Here is a 16,006-nt window from a genome sequence, read left to right on the forward strand (position 1 = left end):
CGGGGACCTCAAATGAACCGCATCTGCCAGATCGACATCGACGAAAAGGGCCTGGCCCGGCCCACGCCCGAGATCGAACAGGAACGCCGCGTCGCCATCTTCGACCTTCTCGAAGAAAATTCCTTCATCCCCGCCCGCCGCCCCGACCGTGAAATGCCGGAAGGCCCCTACCGCGTGCTGCTGGCGATCCGCGACGGGCGGCTCGTTTTCGACATCGCCACCGAAACCGGCGAGAAGGCCGCCGAGTTTCACCTCTCGCTCGGTCCCTTCCGCCAGGTGGTCAAGGACTACTTCCAGATCTGCGAAAGCTACTTCGACGCCGTGAAGCGCCTGCCGCCCTCCCAGATCGAGGCGATCGACATGGCCCGGCGCGGCATCCACAACGAGGGCGCCTCGATCCTGCGCGAAAGGCTGGGGGGCAAGGCCGAAGTCGACACCGACACCGCGCGGCGACTTTTCACCTTGCTCTGCGTCCTGCACTGGGGCTGACGCATTGAGCGATTTCCCTCAGTCGGTGCTATTCTGCTGCGACCACAATGCCGTGCGCTCCCCGATGGCAGAAGGGCTGATGAAGCAGATGTATGGCCAGCGCGCCTATGTGCAGTCCGCCGGCGTGAAGAACGACATGGAAATCGACGGCTTTTCCGTCGCGGTCTGCCAGGAGCTTGGGATCGAACTTTCCCGCCACCGCTCGCGGTCCTTCGACGAGATGCAGAACTGGGGCGACGATCTCAGCCAGTTCGACCTGATCATCGCGCTCAGCCCCGCCAGCCAGCGCATGGCGTTGGAACTGACCCGCTTCCACCATCTCGACATCGAATACTGGCCGATCCTCGATCCGACCGGCCTGGGCGAGACGCGTGAAGCGAAGCTTGCGGCCTATCGCCAGGCGCGGGACCAGATACGGACCCGGATGCTGGATCGTTTCGGCCCCCCTACGGAAAGCCCCTGACCGCAGCGCGCAAGCGTAGGGTGGGCGGTATCGCCCACCCTACTCTGCCGCCAAAGCAGCTCTCCCGGCCACGATCCGGGCAAGCGCGCCCTCGATCCAGCCGACCAGCGCCACCACATGCGCCGCCGCCTCCTGGCCCAACGCCGTCAGCTCATAGTCCACATGCGGCGGCACCACCTGATGCGCTGTGCGCAGCACGAACCCATCCGCTTCCAGATCCTTCAGCGTCTGCGACAACATCCGCTCGCTCACGCCCCCCACCTTCCGCCGCAACTCGGCAAACCGGTGCGGCCCCGTTGCCAGCGCCACCATCACCAGCGTCCCCCATCGGTTCGTCAGATGGCTCAGGATCCCGCGTGACGGACAATCCGCCGCCAGCACGTTCCCCGACTGCCACCCGTCCAGCAGTTCCTGTGCAACTCCGCCCGTCATCCTGTGCGCCCCTTCGGTATACTAACAAATTTGTGCGTACTTCTCTTTCGTAAGTAAAGCCGTATCTCTCCCCTTGTCACCCAAAAGGAGAGACCAATGACCATCGCCATTACCGGAGCCACCGGCCACCTCGGTCGCCTTGCCATTGCCGCCCTGAAGGCGCGCGGGGCGCTGCCCATCGCCTTGGCCCGCGATCCTGCCAAGGCCGCCGACCTGAACGTCGAGACTCGCGCCTTCGACTACACCAGCGCCGATCCCGCCGCGCTGCAAGGGATCGATACCCTTGTCCTCATCTCGTCCAACGACTTCAACGACCGCGCCGGTCAGCACCGCAACGTGATCGCCGCCGCCAGGGCCGCGGGCGTCAAGCGGCTGGTCTACACCTCGATCCTGAAGGGCGACGCCAGCCCGATGCTCCTGGCCCAGGACCATGTCGCCACCGAAACAGCGATCCGCGACGCCGGCATCCCCGCCACCCTGCTGCGCAACGGCTGGTATACCGAGAACTACACCGGCGCGCTTGGCGCCGCCCTCCAGCACGGGGCGATCATCGGCGCGGCGGGCGAGGGGAAGGTGAACTCCGCCGCCCGCAAGGACTATGCCGAGGCCATCACGGTCACCGCTCTGGACGATGCCCACACGGGACGGACCTACGAACTGGCAGGCGACATCGCACATTCCGGGGCCGACTTCGCCGCTGCCGTCGCCAGGGCCGCCGGGAAGCCCGTGGCCTACGTGCCGATGACCCAGAAGGACTACGCCCAGGCCCTGATCGGTTTCGGCCTGCCCGAAGGCTTCGCCCATGTCCTCGCCGACAGCGACGCCCGGGCCGGAGAGGGGGCGCTAGCCGACAACAGCCGCAGCCTCAGCCGCCTGATCGGCCGCCCGACAACGCCTATCGCCGAAACCATCACTGCGGCACTTTGAACGGGCAGGGGGGCGCGAAGCCCCTCACCACCGCTTCTTGCGGGCAAAGACCTTGCGGAATCGCGCCCGGTTGGTCTGGATGAACAGATCGAAGGGCGCGCCCAGCCGCCCCGCCCGGTCCAGCAGGTAGATCACTCCCGCCACTGCGGCCAGCGCCGCCCCCAGCATGTTGACGATGAAATCCCCCATCGTGTCCGGCAGCCCCGACTTCATCATGTTGAAGCCGAAAAGCGAATCCATCGCATATTCGAACAGCTCCCACAGCACGCCCACAGTCATCGCCAGGCAGAAGGACAAGGCCCCCAGCGCCCAGGGCGGGGCGGCATAGCGGTCGCCCTGGAACAGCATGAAGACCAGAAGGAATCCCAGGATGCCGAAGCCCATTGCGGATCCGAAATGCAGCACCAGGTCCCACCACCAGAAGCGGTTGTAGAAGTCGTAGACCTCGCCCAGGTACAGCGTCGCCAGAACGAACAGCGCGATAGCGGCCAGGAAGCTTGGCGGGAAACGCAGGCCCACGCGACTGGCCACCAGTCCTGGCAGCAGGGTCAGCACCAGGGCTGCCAGCGTCACAAAGACGGCGGGCCAGACCCCGCGCGCGGTCGCCACCAGCGCCTCGACTGCCAGCAACAGGCGGATGCCGTTCAGGACGATGGCCGATGGCGCTGGCACTTCCCCTCTCCCGCTGCGGGTCCTGTCTCCTATATTGGGGGGATGAGCGCCGATTCAAAGCCCAGCCTGCGTGTGGCCTCGTGGAACATCCGCAAGGGCCTTGGCACCGACCTGCGCCGCGACGCCGACCGGGTGCTGGCGGGGATCGCGGCGCTGCAGGCGGACATCGTGGCCCTGCAGGAGGCCGACTTCCGTCTTGGCGACCGGCCCTCGGCCCTGCCGCGCGACCGCATCGGTGCCGCCACGGGGCTGGAGCCGCTGCCGATCGGCCGCAATGCCGTCAGCCTTGGCTGGCACGGCAACGCGCTTCTGGCCCGGCCTGGCATCCACGTCTGCGGGCTGGAACACCTCGACCTGCCGGGCCACGAGCCGCGCGGCGCGGTGATCGTCGATCTCGATACGCCTGCACCGCTGCGCGTGGTCGCGGTCCACCTCGGCCTTCTGCGGGCGGCTCGCCGCCGCCAGCTCGACGCGATCCGCAGCGCCCTGCAACGCCACTCGCTGCGACCGACGGTGATCCTTGGCGATTTCAACGAACGCTCGCAGCGCGTCGGCCTTGGACGGATTGCGGGCTCCTTCGTGATCCTGCCCACCGCGCCTACCTTCCCCTCGCGGCGTCCCTTCCTGCCGCTCGACCGGATCGTCCACTCGCTGGACCTCGAGCTGGTCCCGCTGTCCCACCCGCGCACCACAGGCCCGCAGGCCAGCGACCACCTTCCCCTCCTGGCCGAACTGCGCTGGCTCTAGGGGGGTGATCAGGACCGGCCCGCGGTTCGCCTGCACCCAGGGGCCGGCGTCGGACAAGACGACAACACCCGCGCGGCGGACTGCGCCGCCTGCCCGGATTCTGGTCGCCGATCGGGCGGTCGCGCGGGCGGGCCGTCGAATGGACGCCCAATGCGCGCAGCAGAAGGCGCAAGTTCCGACCAAAGCCGCAGGTGTACACGACAGAAAGTCCCGGTCGCCCCCTCTCGGCGGGGCAATTCTCGGCGGGGCAATCCGGTCGAGAGGTTCTGCCGCAACTCAAGCCGTTCCGGCCTGTCGCCACCCGCTTCGCAAAGCATGCTGGTGCCTCCGCGCTCTTGAGTCCGCCCGCGTTCCCGCCGCCAGTCTTTCACATTTGCCCAAGTATCCTTCGGGGGTTTGGGGGTGAAAAACCCCCAATGTCCGAGCCATGTGCGCGCCCTTCGCGCGCATCTGGCGAGACACGGGCTTGCGCGTCAGCGCTCCTTGAGAAAACCGTCCGCAATCACCCGGCGCCCCCGGATGGCACATGGCCCGCCCCCCGAGGCTCCCACTGCCTTCCCGCATTGGACGCCATTGGCCAATGACTAACAAATCTCTAACGATCGAAAGCAAGTATCTGATATAAATAGAAATACCAGGAATGTCCACCGTGGACAGACTCAGGGCATGACCTCGAAACGGTCCACGTCGACCATCCCCAGGTCCGTGATCTTCAGATGCGGGATCACCGGCAGCGCCAGGAAGGCGAGCTGCAGGAAAGGTTCCTCCAGCACCACGCCCAGCGACTTCGCCGCCGCCCGCAGCTTCACCAGATCCTCCCGGACCGCCTCAAAGCTCTGCAGGCTCATCAGCCCGGCGACGGGCAGAGGCAGCTCGGCCAGCACCCGGCCGCCCTCGACGACCACGAAGCCGCCCTCGATCTCGACCAGCCGGTTCGCGGCCAGGGCCATGTCCGCATAGTCCGCCCCCACCACCGCGATGTTGTGGTGATCGTGACAGACCGTCGAGCCGATTGCGCCCTTCCCCAACCCGAATCCCTTCACAAACCCCGTCGCCCGGTTTCCGTTCACCCCATGCCGCTCGATCACCGCGATCTTCACCAGGTCACGGGTCAGATCCGGCCGTTTGTCCCCATCCTGCGGGGCGATGTCGAAGGTCAGATGTTCGGTGATGATCTTGCCCGGCAGGATACCGATCACCGACGTCTGGACCCGGTTGCCGCCGGTACGGAAGTGCGTCGCCTCGATCTTCGCCGACCTCACCGAATGGCGCGCGACGGGCTCGGTCGTCGCGCGGCCGGCAAAGGCCGCGTCGTCTGCCACCACGCCCCCCGCCAGCACCAGGCTGGCATTGCAGCCCTCCAGACTGTCGATCACCACGATATCCGCCCGCTTTCCCGGTGCAATCAGCCCGCGGTCCTTCAGCCCGAATGTCTCTGCCGCCGACAGCGAGGCCGCCCGGTAGACCGCCAGCGCGGGGGCCCCCAGTTCGATGGCAGTGCGGATCATGTAGTCCAGATGCCCATGTTCACCGATATCCAGCGGGTTCCGGTCGTCGGTGCAGAAGGCAAGGTAGGGCGCAAATCTCTCCGTCAGCAGCCCCGCCAGCGCGTGCAGGTCCTTCGAGACAGAGCCCTCGCGGATCAGCACCCGCATCCCCTTGCGCAGCTTTTCCAGCCCCTCGTCGTAGCTGGTCGCCTCGTGCTCGGTTCGGATGCCAGCGCTGATATAGCCGTTCAGGTCGGTCCCCCGCAGCAGCGGCGCGTGCCCGTCGATGTGGCGGCCCTGGAAGGCCTGAAGCTTCTCCAGACAGCCCGGGTCCTTCATCAGCACGCCGGGGTAATTCATGAACTCGGCCAGGCCGATGACCTTGGGGTGGTCCATGAAGGGGATCAGGTCCAAGGCCGACAGCCGTGCGCCTGTCGTCTCCATGTGGGTCGAGGGCACGCAGGACGACAGCTGCACCCGCAGGTCCATCACCAGTTGAGACGCGGATTCAAGAAAATACCGGATACCCTTGATCCCGCAGACATTCGCGATCTCGTGCGGGTCACAGATCGCGGTCGTCACGCCCCGCGGCGTCACGCATCGATCAAACTCGTGCGGGGTGACAAGCGAGCTTTCCACATGCAGGTGCGTGTCGATGAACCCTGGAACCAGCACGCGGCCCGAGACGTCGATCTCCCGTTTGCCCGAGTAACTCGCGAACACTCCCACGATGGTATCGCCGCAGATCGCCACGTCGGATTCCACCAGATCGCCGGTGATCAGGTCGAAGACCCGGCCCCCTTTCAGCACCAGGTCGGCAGCCACCAGACCCCGGCCCTGATCAATTCTGTCGGTCAACGGCGCTTTCGGCATGGCGTTCTCCTTTCCGATAAGGGAACCTGAAACCGTCTCCGGCGTCCAGCCTTACCGACCTTGCGGAACCTTTCGATGGAACCTGCCGCGCCTCGCCCGACGCGCCCCCTGCGCGGGATCACCTTCAAGCTGTGCTCGGTCATGGTGTTCATTGTCATGGCCTCGCTCATCAAGGCGACCTCAGCGCATGTGCCGGCGGGACAGGCGGTGTTCTTCCGCTCGGCCTTCGCGATCCCGGTGATCATGCTGTGGCTTGCCTGGCGCCGCGAACTGGGCACCGGCCTGCGCACCGCGAACCCGATGGGGCATCTCTGGCGGGGCGTGGTCGGGACCGTGTCGATGGGCCTTGGCTTTGCTGGTCTTGGCTACCTGCCGCTGCCCGAGGTCACTGCCATAGGCTACGCCGCCCCGCTTCTGACCGTGATCTTCGCCGCGATGTTCCTGGGCGAGGAAGTCCGGCTCTTCCGCATTACCTGCGTCATCCTGGGTATGATCGGCGTGCTGATCGTGCTGACACCGCGCCTGTCGCTGGCACCGGGCACTGCCAGCGTGGCCGAGGCGTTTGGTGCGACGCTGGTGCTGGGCAGCGCGGTCTTTGCGGCCCTGGCCCAGGTCTTCGTGCGAAAACTGGTGAACACTGAAGGCACTGCGGCCATCGTCTTCTACTTCTCGGTCACGGCGACGACCCTGTCACTGGTCACGTTGCCCTTCGGCTGGGTCTGGCCCACGCCGCTGGAAGCCAGCCTGCTGGTTCTTGCTGGGCTGCTGGGCGGGGTCGGGCAGATCCTTCTGACCTCCAGTTACCGCGAGGCGGATGCCTCGCTCGTGGCGCCTTTCGACTATGCCTCGATGATCTTCGCTCTGGCGATCGGCTACTTCATATTCTCCGAAGTGCCGACCTGGACCATGCTTGGGGGGGCCGCACTGATCGTGACGGCGGGTATCCTGATCATCTGGCGCGAACACAAGCTGGGCCTCGAACGCGCCCGCCAACGCAAGGCGATGACGCCGCAGGGATAGCCTCCTCGATCCCTTCGGTCTCTCGTCGGTCGACCCCCGCGAGGAGAAGCCGGAGGCGAACGACGAGCAGCCCTACAGACCCAGCCTGTCCACCACCCAGACGCCCATCGCCTGCACCATGTCGTCGCGCCACGAGAGCGGGCCGGGCTTGTACAGCGCCGATCCCAGGGCGCGCTGCTGTTTTTCCAGGATGCCCACATCTTCCTTCGCCACCCGCTCCCAGCGGTCGTAATAGGGCTCGGCCCGGGCCTGGAAGTCGGGCAGCGACAGCCGATCCTTCGGGAAGCAGCCGCCGACCTCCAGCACTGTGCGGGTCTCATTGACGGGCCGGGTGTTCAGCCACCACAGGCAATCCTGCGCCACGGCGAACTGGACGGTGGGGAAAACCACGGTGAAATAGGTGCCCAGCTTTGCATCCTCATCCAAGCCGTCGATCGGCGGGAACGGCGGCTGGTCGCTGCCAAGCGTGGCGATGGAGCGGCCCGAGATCACCTGGATCGTGATCCAGTTGCCCTTGGTCGCCGGGGACCGCGACTGCTGCGCCCCCACCGTGTCGCGGTGGACGATGCCGGTGTGATAGGTCTCGACCGCGTTTTCCAGGATCAGTTTCCAGTTGCAGGCGACGTCCAGCGTGACGCGCCAGGTGCAGCGCATGTCCCCCAGCTTGTGGCTGGCCATCCGGTCGGGGAAATCGCCGAGGTGTTCGCGGAGCGATGGCCCGTCCTTGGTGAAGCGGGCGAAGACGAAGCCCTCCCACTGGTCCAGGTCCAGACCTACCATCCCGTTCTCGACCTTGTCGAATCCCTCGGCGTCCTTCATGTCCGGGCAGCCATAGAGGCGGCCGTCGTTCAGATAGCTCCAGGCGTGGTAGGGGCAGGTGATACGGCCGCCGACGTTGCCCGACCCTTCCAAGAGGATGGACCCGCGATGGCGGCAATAATTGGCAAAACAGCGCAGCTGACCGTCATTGCCGCGGATCAGCACGATCGGCCCGCCGGGGCTGTCGAAGGCGCGGTAGTCGCCGGGGGTCGGCAGCTCTTCGGCGCGGGTCAGGAAGAACCAGTGCTTCAGGAACACCTGGTCGCGTTCCGCCTTGAAGATCGCGGGGTCGGTGTAGAACCCGGCCGGCATGGATCGCGCGCGGTTCAGGGGTTGGGTGGCGGCTGCGATCTCGGCGCGGTCAAGGCTCATCGGTCACTCCCGGTTTCCCGTTCCGGCCAGTTTGCGGCGCGGGTCGCGGGCTGGCAAGTCCGGGCGCATTTGCCCCGTGCAATCGCTGATCCGCAGGCTTACGTTCGGGCAAGACAGACACTGTCGGCAGGAGATACGACGATGGCCAAGGGCATGAACAAGCGCAAGGAAGTGAAGAAGCCGAAGAAAGAGGCGGCGAAGGCTCCGGTCTCGGTGGCCTCGTCCAGTGCGAAGGTCACGATATCGCCGGGCAAACCGAAGGACTAGGCGGGCTTGTGGGCGGCGGCCATCGCCACGAGGCCGCCCGCAATCGCCCAGTTCTTGACGAAGATCGACATCTGCCAGCCGTCCTGCGGCTGAAAGTGAAAGAGGCTGGTGACGGCGCAGTAGAGGGCGGCTGCCAGAGCGGCGGGCCAGACGGTGCGCGGCACCAGTAGGCCGAGGGCCAGGGCTAGGTTCAGTGCCAAGGCGGGCCAGACCAGCCACCCCGGCGCGCCGACCCCGGTCAAGAGCCCCGCCGCGACCTGTGGTGCCAGTGCCTTCTGGATCGCTCCTGTCAGGAAAAGCGCGGCCAACAGGATACGTCCGACAAGGTCCATCTTCGCCTCCGTTTCCTGCAGCTACGCAGGGCGGGACGGGAAGTTGCACCGGCCTTGCCGCGGTCTTGCGCCAAGTAGGGTGGGCGGATCGCCCACCTTACCTTAGAAGACCTCCTTCACCGCCTCCATCGCCACATAGGTCGAGGTGCTGGCGACATGGGGCAGGGCGCTGATCACCTCGCCCAGAACCCGGCGATAGGACTGGATGTCCGACGTGCGCACCTTCAGCAGGTAGTCAAAGCTGGATGCCATCATGTGGCACTGCTCGACCTCGGGCACCAGAAGGACCGCCCGGTTGAACGCGGTCAGCGCCGCCTCGCGCGTGTCCGACAGGCGGACCTCGACAAAGGCGACATGGGCCTGACCCATCTTGATCGGGTCCAGGATCGCGCGGTAGCCGGTGATGATCCCCGTCTCCTCCAGCCGCTTCATCCGGGCCTGGGTCGGAGACTTGGACAGACCGATCCGCCGGGCAAGCTCGACCGCAGCGATGCGGCCCTCGGTCTGCAGGACCCGCAGGATCGCCAGGTCGAAACGATCCAGATCGGCGCGGTCATTTGGCATGGCGTAATTCCTGAGTTCTCAGACTCTGGCCTGCCTATCATATCGTTTTCAGGAAAACAGCCTGCCGATTTCGCGATATGCTGGGCGGAAAGAAAGGTGCCCCCATGCCCGCTGATTCCGCCCCTGCCTGGTCTGTCATCACCACCGGCACCCTCACCGACGAAACCGCGCTGGTGCAGCGCCTGGTGGCCGAGGCCGCGCTGGAGGCACCCGCCCGTGCCGCCATCGTGGCGCAAGGGGCCGACCTTGTGCGCCGCATCCGGGCAAGTGCCAAGCCGGGGCTGATGGAGGTGTTCCTGGCCGAATACGGTCTCTCCACCGACGAAGGCATCGCGCTGATGTGCCTGGCCGAGGCGCTTTTGCGGGTTCCGGACGCCGAGACGATGGATGCGCTGATCGAGGACAAGATCGCACCCTCGGACTGGGGCCGCCATCTTGGCAAATCTGCGTCCTCTCTCGTCAATGCATCCACCTGGGCCTTGATGCTGACCGGCAAGGTGCTGGATGACCGCGAGGGTGGCATCGCCGGGGCGCTGCGTGGCGCGGTCCGCAGGCTTGGCGAGCCGGTGATCCGCACCGCCGTCTCCCGCGCGATGAAGGAAATGGGGCGCAACTTCGTCCTGGGTGAAACCATCGACAAGGCGATGGACCGGGCCGAGGAGCTGGAGGCCAAGGGCTATACCTACAGCTACGACATGCTGGGCGAGGCGGCGCGGACCGAAGCCGACGCGCGGCGCTATCACCTGTCCTATTCCCGCGCGATCACCGCCATCGCCCGCGCCGCCAAGGGCAATGAAATCCGCACCAATCCCGGAATTTCGGTCAAGCTTTCGGCGCTGCATCCGCGCTATGAGGTCGCCAAGCGCGAAAGGGTGATGGAGGAGCTGGTCCCCCGCGTCCGCGCTTTGGCGTCGCTGGCAAAGGCGGCGGGCCTTGGCTTCAACATCGACGCCGAGGAAGCCGACCGCCTGGCCCTGTCGCTGGAGGTGATCGAGGCCACGCTGTCCGATCCGGCGCTGAAGGGCTGGGACGGGTTCGGGGTGGTGGTGCAGGCCTACGGTCGCCGCGCCGGCGCGGTGATCGACTGGCTGCACGCGCTGGCCGTCCGGCTGGACCGCAAGATCATGGTGCGGCTGGTCAAAGGCGCCTATTGGGACGCCGAGGTGAAGCGCGCGCAGGTCCTGGGGCTGGAAAGCTTCCCGGTCTTCACCCGCAAGCAATCGACCGACGTCAGCTACGTCGCCAATGCCCGCAAGCTTTTGTCTCTGACCGACCGCATCTATCCGCAATTCGCCACCCACAACGCCCATACCGTCGCCGCGATCCTGCATATTGCAGGTCAGCAGGGGCTGACGCCGATGGACTACGAATTCCAGCGCCTGCACGGCATGGGCGAGCGGCTGCACGACATCGTCCTCACGGACAACGCCACCCGCTGCCGCATCTACGCCCCGGTCGGCGCGCACCGCGATCTTCTGGCCTATCTCGTCCGTCGCCTGCTGGAAAACGGCGCGAACTCCAGCTTCGTCAACCAGATCGTCGACGAGGACGTGCCCCCGGAAACCGTCGCGGCCTGCCCGCTGACGGCGATCGAGGCGCTGTCTGCCATTCCCAGCCCCGCGCTGGCGACCGGCCCGGCGCTGTTCGGCGCGCGGAAGAACTCCCAGGGCTGGGACCTGACGGATGCCGCCGACCTTGCGGCCATCGAAGCCGCCCGCGCGCCCTTTGCCGACGCCCGCATCGACGCCGCGCCGCGCCTTGCCGGTCGCGTGGTCGGCGGCCCGCAGCTTGCGGTCCTGAACCCGGCCACGGGCGCGCTGGTCGGCCATGTCACCACGGCGGGCCTGCCGGACGTGGACACGGCCCTTCGCCTGGCCGAACCCTGGTCCGCCGCACCGCAGGAACGCGCGACGGTCCTGAACCGCGCCGCCGACCGGATGGAGGCGGATATGGGGCGCATCTTCGCGGTTCTTGCGCGCGAGGCGGGAAAGACCCTTTCCGACGCCGTGGCCGAACTGCGCGAGGCGGTGGATTTCCTTCGCTACTACGGCAGCCAGGCGCAGCAGTCCCACCCCGCGCGGGGCGTCTTTGCCTGCATCAGCCCGTGGAACTTTCCGCTGGCGATCTTCTGCGGCCAGATCGGCGCGGCGCTTGCCGCCGGGAACGCGGTCCTGGCCAAGCCCGCCGAACAGACCCCGCTGATCGCCTGCATCGCCGTCGATCACCTTCTGGCGGCCGGGGTGCCCGCGACGGCGCTGCAACTTCTTCCCGGCGACGGCTCTGTCGGTGCGGCTCTGACCCGTGACCCAAGGGTCAACGGCGTGGCCTTCACCGGCTCGACCGAGACGGCGCAGGCAATCCGCCGCAGCATGGCCGACCATCTTGACCCCACGGCGCCGCTCATCGCCGAAACCGGCGGCCTCAACGCCATGCTGGTCGATTCCACCGCGCTGCCCGAACAGGCGGTGCGCGACATCATCGCGTCTTCCTTCCAGTCGGCTGGACAAAGGTGCTCGGCGCTCCGCTGCCTTTATGTGCAGGAGGACGTGGCCGAAACCGTCACCGAGATGCTGTTCGGCGCGATGGAGGACCTTGCGCTGGGCGATCCATGGGCCTTGGCCACCGATGTCGGCCCGGTGATCGACGCCGAGGCCCAGGCGGGCATCCGCGCCTATGTCGATGCGGCCCGGACCGAGGGGCGGGTGCTGAAGGAACTGATGGCGCCGGGGCAGGGCACCTTCATCGCCCCCACCGTCCTGTCGGTGAACGGCATCCAGGACATGCCGCGCGAGATCTTCGGCCCGGTCCTGCACATCGCCACCTTCAAGGCGTCCGAGATCGACCGGGTCATCGCCGCCATCAACGCCACGGGCTACGGCCTGACCTTCGGCCTGCACTCGCGCATCGACGACCGGGTGCAGCACATCGTCGACGGCATGCGGGTCGGCAATACCTACGTCAACCGCAACCAGATCGGTGCGGTTGTGGGGTCGCAGCCCTTCGGCGGCGAGGGGCTTTCGGGCACCGGACCCAAGGCGGGCGGCCCGCACTACCTGACGCGGTTCACCAGGGCCGAGACCCCGCGCGCCACCCCCGACGATGCCGTCACCGCAGCCGCCGAGGTTGCCAAGGCCCTGTCCGCCCCCTGGCCTGCATCCGCCCCACAGGCCGAGGACATGCCCGGTCCGACCGGCGAATCGAACCGCCTGACGCTGACGCCGCGCGCGCCGCTCCTTTGCCTCGGCCCCGGACGGGCGACGGCGCTGGCTCAGGCCGAGGCTGTCCGCAAGCTGGGCGGCCACGCGGTCGAGGCCCCGGGCCTGCCGCCCGAGGCTCTGGCAAAGCTGCCCGGCTTTTCCGGCGCGCTTTGGTGGGGCGGGGCCGAGGCCGGCCGTCCCTATGCTCAGGCACTGGCAACGCGCCCGGGTCCGATCCTGCCGCTGATCGCCGCACCGGACATGGGTCACACGCATCTGGAACGGCATCTCTGCATCGACACCACGGCCTCGGGCGGCAACGCGCAGCTTCTGGCCGCCGTGGCCGACGCTTGACGCCCCTTCGCGGATCGGAAAGTCTGCGCCCATGTTTCCGATCCGCGATCACAACCCCTCGGGCCAGACCCCTTATGTCACCATCGCGCTGATTGCGATCAACATACTGGTATTCCTTGGCTATTTCGTCTCGATGAACGAATACCAACTGGGCGAGTTCTTCTGGACCTGGGGGCTGATCCCGGCCCGCTTCCTGTCGGGCGAGGGGCTGGAGACCATCTTCACCTCGATGTTCCTGCACGGCGGCTGGTTCCACCTGGCCGGGAACATGCTGTTCCTGTGGATTTACGGCGACAACCTGGAAGAAGAGATGGGGCACATGGGCTTCCTTCTGTTCTACCTTGCCGCCGGGGTGGCTGCGGGTCTGGCGCAGGCGCTGCCCGATCCGGGGTCCATAGTGCCGATGGTCGGGGCGTCAGGGGCGATCGCGGGGGTGATGGGGGGCTACCTGCTTCTGTTTCCCAGGGCAAAGGTCGATGTCCTGTTCATCTTCATCATCTTCTTCCGCATCTTCGCCATTCCCGCCTGGATCGTTCTGGGCATCTGGCTGGCGATCCAGATCTTCTCGGGTGTCTCTACGCCCGGCGATCTGGGTGGCGTCGCCTATTGGGCGCATGTCGGGGGTTTCGGCGCGGGTCTCGTGCTGACGGTGCCCGTCTGGTTGCGGCGCGGGGCGCAGGCCTACTGGCAGCAGACCGCCGGTCACCCGCCGCACCCCGAGACGCAGTTCGACGCCGCGCGGTCGAACGTTCCCCTGGTCCGCCGCAAGCGCTGAAGACTTTGCGTCCCGCGCGGGCTGGCGTAAGGTCACGGGCGGGGAGGGTCTCCCGATGCTCCGCCTTGCCTGCGCCTGCCTCTGTCTGACCACATCCGCCGAGGCCGACTGCCGTCTCGCCCTGGCGCTGGCGGTCGATGTCTCGCGCTCCATCGATTCGCAGGATTACGCGATCCAGACCGAGGGGTTGGCCCTGGCGCTTCAGGACAAGGACGTCCGCGCCGCGATCTTCCGGCCAGAGGGCGATGTGGCGCTGGCGATCTACTACTGGTCCGGGCGCGGCTTCCAGGATCTCGTTCAGCCCTGGGTCGTCCTGGACAGCCCCGAAGCCCTTGATGCAGCAATCTGGAAGGTCCGCCGCACCCCGCGCCCCAAGGCCCCCTTGGCCACCGCACTGGGCGACGCGCTGAGCTACGGGCTGGACCTGATGGGCGACGCGCCCGAATGTGACCGACGGGTGATCGACGTGGCGGGCGACGGGCGCAACAACGACGGCATTTCGGTTGCCCGCACCTACGAGCGCGAGGATTTCACCGGGATCACCGTCAATGGCCTGGCGGTGGGAGAGCACGAGGCTGACATCGTCCGATACTACCAGACCGAAGTGATCCGTGGCCCGGGCGCCTTCGTGGAACTTGCGCCGCGCCAGTCAGACTATCCCGACGCGCTGCGACGCAAGCTTCTGCGCGAACTTCAGGGACCGATGATCGGCCAGATTTCGGTCACTCCGTCCCGCGGCTGACCTTCAAACCGCCACAGATGCGGAAATACTGACCCGAATTTCGCCAGTTTTTCATTGACTGATAAGACCACACGGGAATTCTTCCCGGGATTGTTCGATAAATTCGGAGGTAACCATGCGCCGCCATTTTGCCGCGCTTCTGCTGGCCCTGCTCCTGCCCGGTCCCGCCCTGGCCGAAAGGGTCGTGGCCCATGTCTCGATCGCATCGCAGACCATGAAGGTCTACCACGAGGGTCGGCTGCTCTTTACCTGGCCCGTCTCGACCGCGAAGCGGGGCAAGATCACGCCGACCGGCACCTACGCGCCCGAGTTCCTGTCAAAGAACCATCGGTCACGCCGCTACAACAACGCGCCGATGCCCTTTGCGATCTTCTATGACGGGCACTATGCGATCCACGGCACCGACCAGATCAAGCATCTTGGTGCGCCGGCCAGCCGCGGTTGCGTGCGCCTGCATCCCGACAACGCGAAGATCCTGTTCAACATGGTCAAGGCCGAGGGGATGGAGAACATGCGCGTGGTGATCGTCCAGTAGCTCGGGCCTCGAAACCGGGCCCCTTCCTTTCCGCGCCCCGACCCGCTATAGCGCCGGGCTTGAAATGCTGCGGGAGCGGACAATGCAGGGCTCGGCCAACCTCAACCTGATGATCAAGGCTGCCCGCAAGGCGGGCCGCAGCCTGGTAAAGGACTTCCGCGAAGTCGAGAATCTGCAGGTCTCGACCAAGGGGCCGGGGGATTTCGTCTCGAAGGCGGATCGTGAGGCCGAGCGGCTGATCAAGGAAGAACTCCTTGGCGGTCGCCCGACCTATGGCTGGATCGGCGAGGAAACCGGCGTGACGCCGGGGGCCGACCCGACCCGGCGCTGGATCGTCGATCCCCTGGACGGGACCACGAACTTCCTGCACGGCATGCCGCACTGGGCGGTGTCCATCGCGCTGGAGCACAAGGGCGAGATCGTCTCGGCGGTGGTCTATGACCCGGCCAAGGACGAGATGTTCTGGGCCGAAAAGGGTGCCGGCTGCTGGCTGAACGACAACCGCCGTCTGCGGGTGTCGGGCCGCCGCGCGATGCACGAGGCGGTGTTTGCGACCGGCGTGCCGTTCGGTGCCAAGTCGACCCTGCCCGCGATGCTGAAGGACCTGGGCCGCCTGATGCCAGCTTGCGCCGGTGTGCGCCGCTGGGGGGCCGCCTCGCTGGACCTCGCCTACGTCGCGGCGGGCCGCTTCGATGGCTACTGGGAGCGTGAGTTGTCGGTCTGGGACATTGCGGCCGGCGTGCTGCTGGTCAAGGAAGCCGGTGGCCTGGTCGAGGGCCTGCGGACCGGCACCGACCCGCTGGATGGCGCACTGATCGCGGCGAACGACGGGCTTTTCAAGGCGATGGCCGACACGATCCGCGCGTAAACCTCCTCGTGCGCCTTCGGCTTCTCGTCGGGAGAGCGCCCAGCGAGGAGTGACGAAGTCATCGACGAGCG

The 16,006-nt window shown here is 66.6% G+C and carries 17 protein-coding genes; 11 read left to right on the forward strand and 6 right to left on the reverse strand.

The genetic code is table 11. The features are described from left to right. The first annotated feature begins 12 nt into the window (after positions 1-12). Entirely contained in the window at positions 13-489 is a 477-nt protein-coding gene (locus tag Q8M85_RS21140) for a UPF0262 family protein (RefSeq protein ID WP_305548409.1), read from the forward strand. A gap of 4 nt (positions 490-493) precedes the next feature. Continuing rightward, positions 494-952: a low molecular weight phosphatase family protein gene (locus tag Q8M85_RS21145; protein ID WP_305548412.1), complete on the forward strand. Its 459-nt coding sequence runs from the start codon at positions 494-496 to the stop codon at positions 950-952. A 39-nt stretch (positions 953-991) separates the two neighbouring features. Here Q8M85_RS21145 and Q8M85_RS21150 read toward each other — a convergent pair whose 3' ends face one another. After that, entirely contained in the window at positions 992-1,384 is a 393-nt protein-coding gene (locus Q8M85_RS21150; RefSeq protein ID WP_305548414.1) for a helix-turn-helix domain-containing protein, read from the reverse strand. A 96-nt stretch (positions 1,385-1,480) separates the two neighbouring features. Between Q8M85_RS21150 and Q8M85_RS21155 the strand changes: the two genes are divergently transcribed. Continuing rightward, entirely contained in the window at positions 1,481-2,311 is an 831-nt protein-coding gene (locus Q8M85_RS21155; protein WP_305548416.1) for an SDR family oxidoreductase, read from the forward strand. A gap of 24 nt (positions 2,312-2,335) precedes the next feature. Here the strand turns inward: Q8M85_RS21155 and Q8M85_RS21160 are convergent, their stop codons facing one another. Further along, complete coding sequence (locus Q8M85_RS21160) at positions 2,336-2,983, reverse strand: hypothetical protein (RefSeq protein WP_305548418.1); 648 nt, start codon at positions 2,981-2,983, stop codon at positions 2,336-2,338. A 42-nt stretch (positions 2,984-3,025) separates the two neighbouring features. Here Q8M85_RS21160 and Q8M85_RS21165 point away from each other — a divergent pair, with 42 nt between their 5' ends. After that, entirely contained in the window at positions 3,026-3,730 is a 705-nt protein-coding gene (locus tag Q8M85_RS21165; RefSeq protein WP_305548420.1) for an endonuclease/exonuclease/phosphatase family protein, read from the forward strand. Between the two features lie 659 nt (positions 3,731-4,389). Here the strand turns inward: Q8M85_RS21165 and ade are convergent. Further along, a complete protein-coding gene (ade, locus tag Q8M85_RS21170) occupies positions 4,390-6,090 on the reverse strand; it encodes an adenine deaminase (RefSeq protein ID WP_305548422.1) in 1,701 nt (566 codons plus the stop codon). 75 nt (positions 6,091-6,165) lie between these two features. Here ade and Q8M85_RS21175 point away from each other — a divergent pair, with 75 nt between their 5' ends. Further along, complete coding sequence (locus tag Q8M85_RS21175; RefSeq protein WP_305548423.1) at positions 6,166-7,110, forward strand: DMT family transporter; 945 nt, start codon at positions 6,166-6,168, stop codon at positions 7,108-7,110. A 72-nt stretch (positions 7,111-7,182) separates the two neighbouring features. Here Q8M85_RS21175 and Q8M85_RS21180 read toward each other — a convergent pair whose 3' ends face one another. After that, positions 7,183-8,301, reverse strand: coding sequence for an SRPBCC family protein (locus Q8M85_RS21180; protein ID WP_305548425.1), 1,119 nt, complete (start codon positions 8,299-8,301; stop codon positions 7,183-7,185). A 141-nt stretch (positions 8,302-8,442) separates the two neighbouring features. Between Q8M85_RS21180 and Q8M85_RS21185 the strand changes: the two genes are divergently transcribed. After that, a complete protein-coding gene (locus tag Q8M85_RS21185; protein ID WP_305548427.1) occupies positions 8,443-8,568 on the forward strand; it encodes a hypothetical protein in 126 nt (41 codons plus the stop codon). Here Q8M85_RS21185 and Q8M85_RS21190 read toward each other — a convergent pair. Together Q8M85_RS21190 and Q8M85_RS21195 are read right to left on the reverse strand one after the other, a co-directional pair. After that, positions 8,565-8,900, reverse strand: coding sequence for a DoxX family membrane protein (locus Q8M85_RS21190; protein ID WP_305548429.1), 336 nt, complete (start codon positions 8,898-8,900; stop codon positions 8,565-8,567). The two genes, Q8M85_RS21185 and Q8M85_RS21190, sit on opposite strands and share 4 nt — an antisense overlap. 102 nt (positions 8,901-9,002) lie before the next feature. Further along, on the reverse strand, positions 9,003-9,464 hold the full coding sequence (locus Q8M85_RS21195) for an Lrp/AsnC ligand binding domain-containing protein (RefSeq protein WP_305548431.1): 462 nt from the start codon (positions 9,462-9,464) through the stop codon (positions 9,003-9,005). Positions 9,465-9,568: 104 nt separating this feature from the next. On the opposite strand from Q8M85_RS21195, the gene putA reads away from it, so the two are divergent. From putA to Q8M85_RS21220, 5 genes are all read left to right on the forward strand, one after another. After that, complete coding sequence (gene putA, locus Q8M85_RS21200; RefSeq protein WP_305548433.1) at positions 9,569-13,015, forward strand: bifunctional proline dehydrogenase/L-glutamate gamma-semialdehyde dehydrogenase PutA; 3,447 nt, start codon at positions 9,569-9,571, stop codon at positions 13,013-13,015. A 31-nt stretch (positions 13,016-13,046) separates the two neighbouring features. After that, on the forward strand, positions 13,047-13,790 hold the full coding sequence (locus tag Q8M85_RS21205; protein WP_305548435.1) for a rhomboid family intramembrane serine protease: 744 nt from the start codon (positions 13,047-13,049) through the stop codon (positions 13,788-13,790). 55 nt (positions 13,791-13,845) lie between these two features. Continuing rightward, positions 13,846-14,532 (forward strand): DUF1194 domain-containing protein, encoded by a 687-nt coding sequence (locus Q8M85_RS21210; RefSeq protein ID WP_305548437.1) that lies wholly within the window; start codon positions 13,846-13,848, stop codon positions 14,530-14,532. Between the two features lie 115 nt (positions 14,533-14,647). Further along, positions 14,648-15,067: a L,D-transpeptidase gene (locus Q8M85_RS21215; RefSeq protein ID WP_305548439.1), complete on the forward strand. Its 420-nt coding sequence runs from the start codon at positions 14,648-14,650 to the stop codon at positions 15,065-15,067. A gap of 82 nt (positions 15,068-15,149) precedes the next feature. Continuing rightward, a complete protein-coding gene (locus Q8M85_RS21220; protein ID WP_305548441.1) occupies positions 15,150-15,935 on the forward strand; it encodes an inositol monophosphatase family protein in 786 nt (261 codons plus the stop codon). Positions 15,936-16,006 lie beyond the last annotated feature (71 nt).

This window comes from Tabrizicola sp., from assembly GCF_030694085.1.
Classification (GTDB): Bacteria; Pseudomonadota; Alphaproteobacteria; order Rhodobacterales; family Rhodobacteraceae; genus Tabrizicola.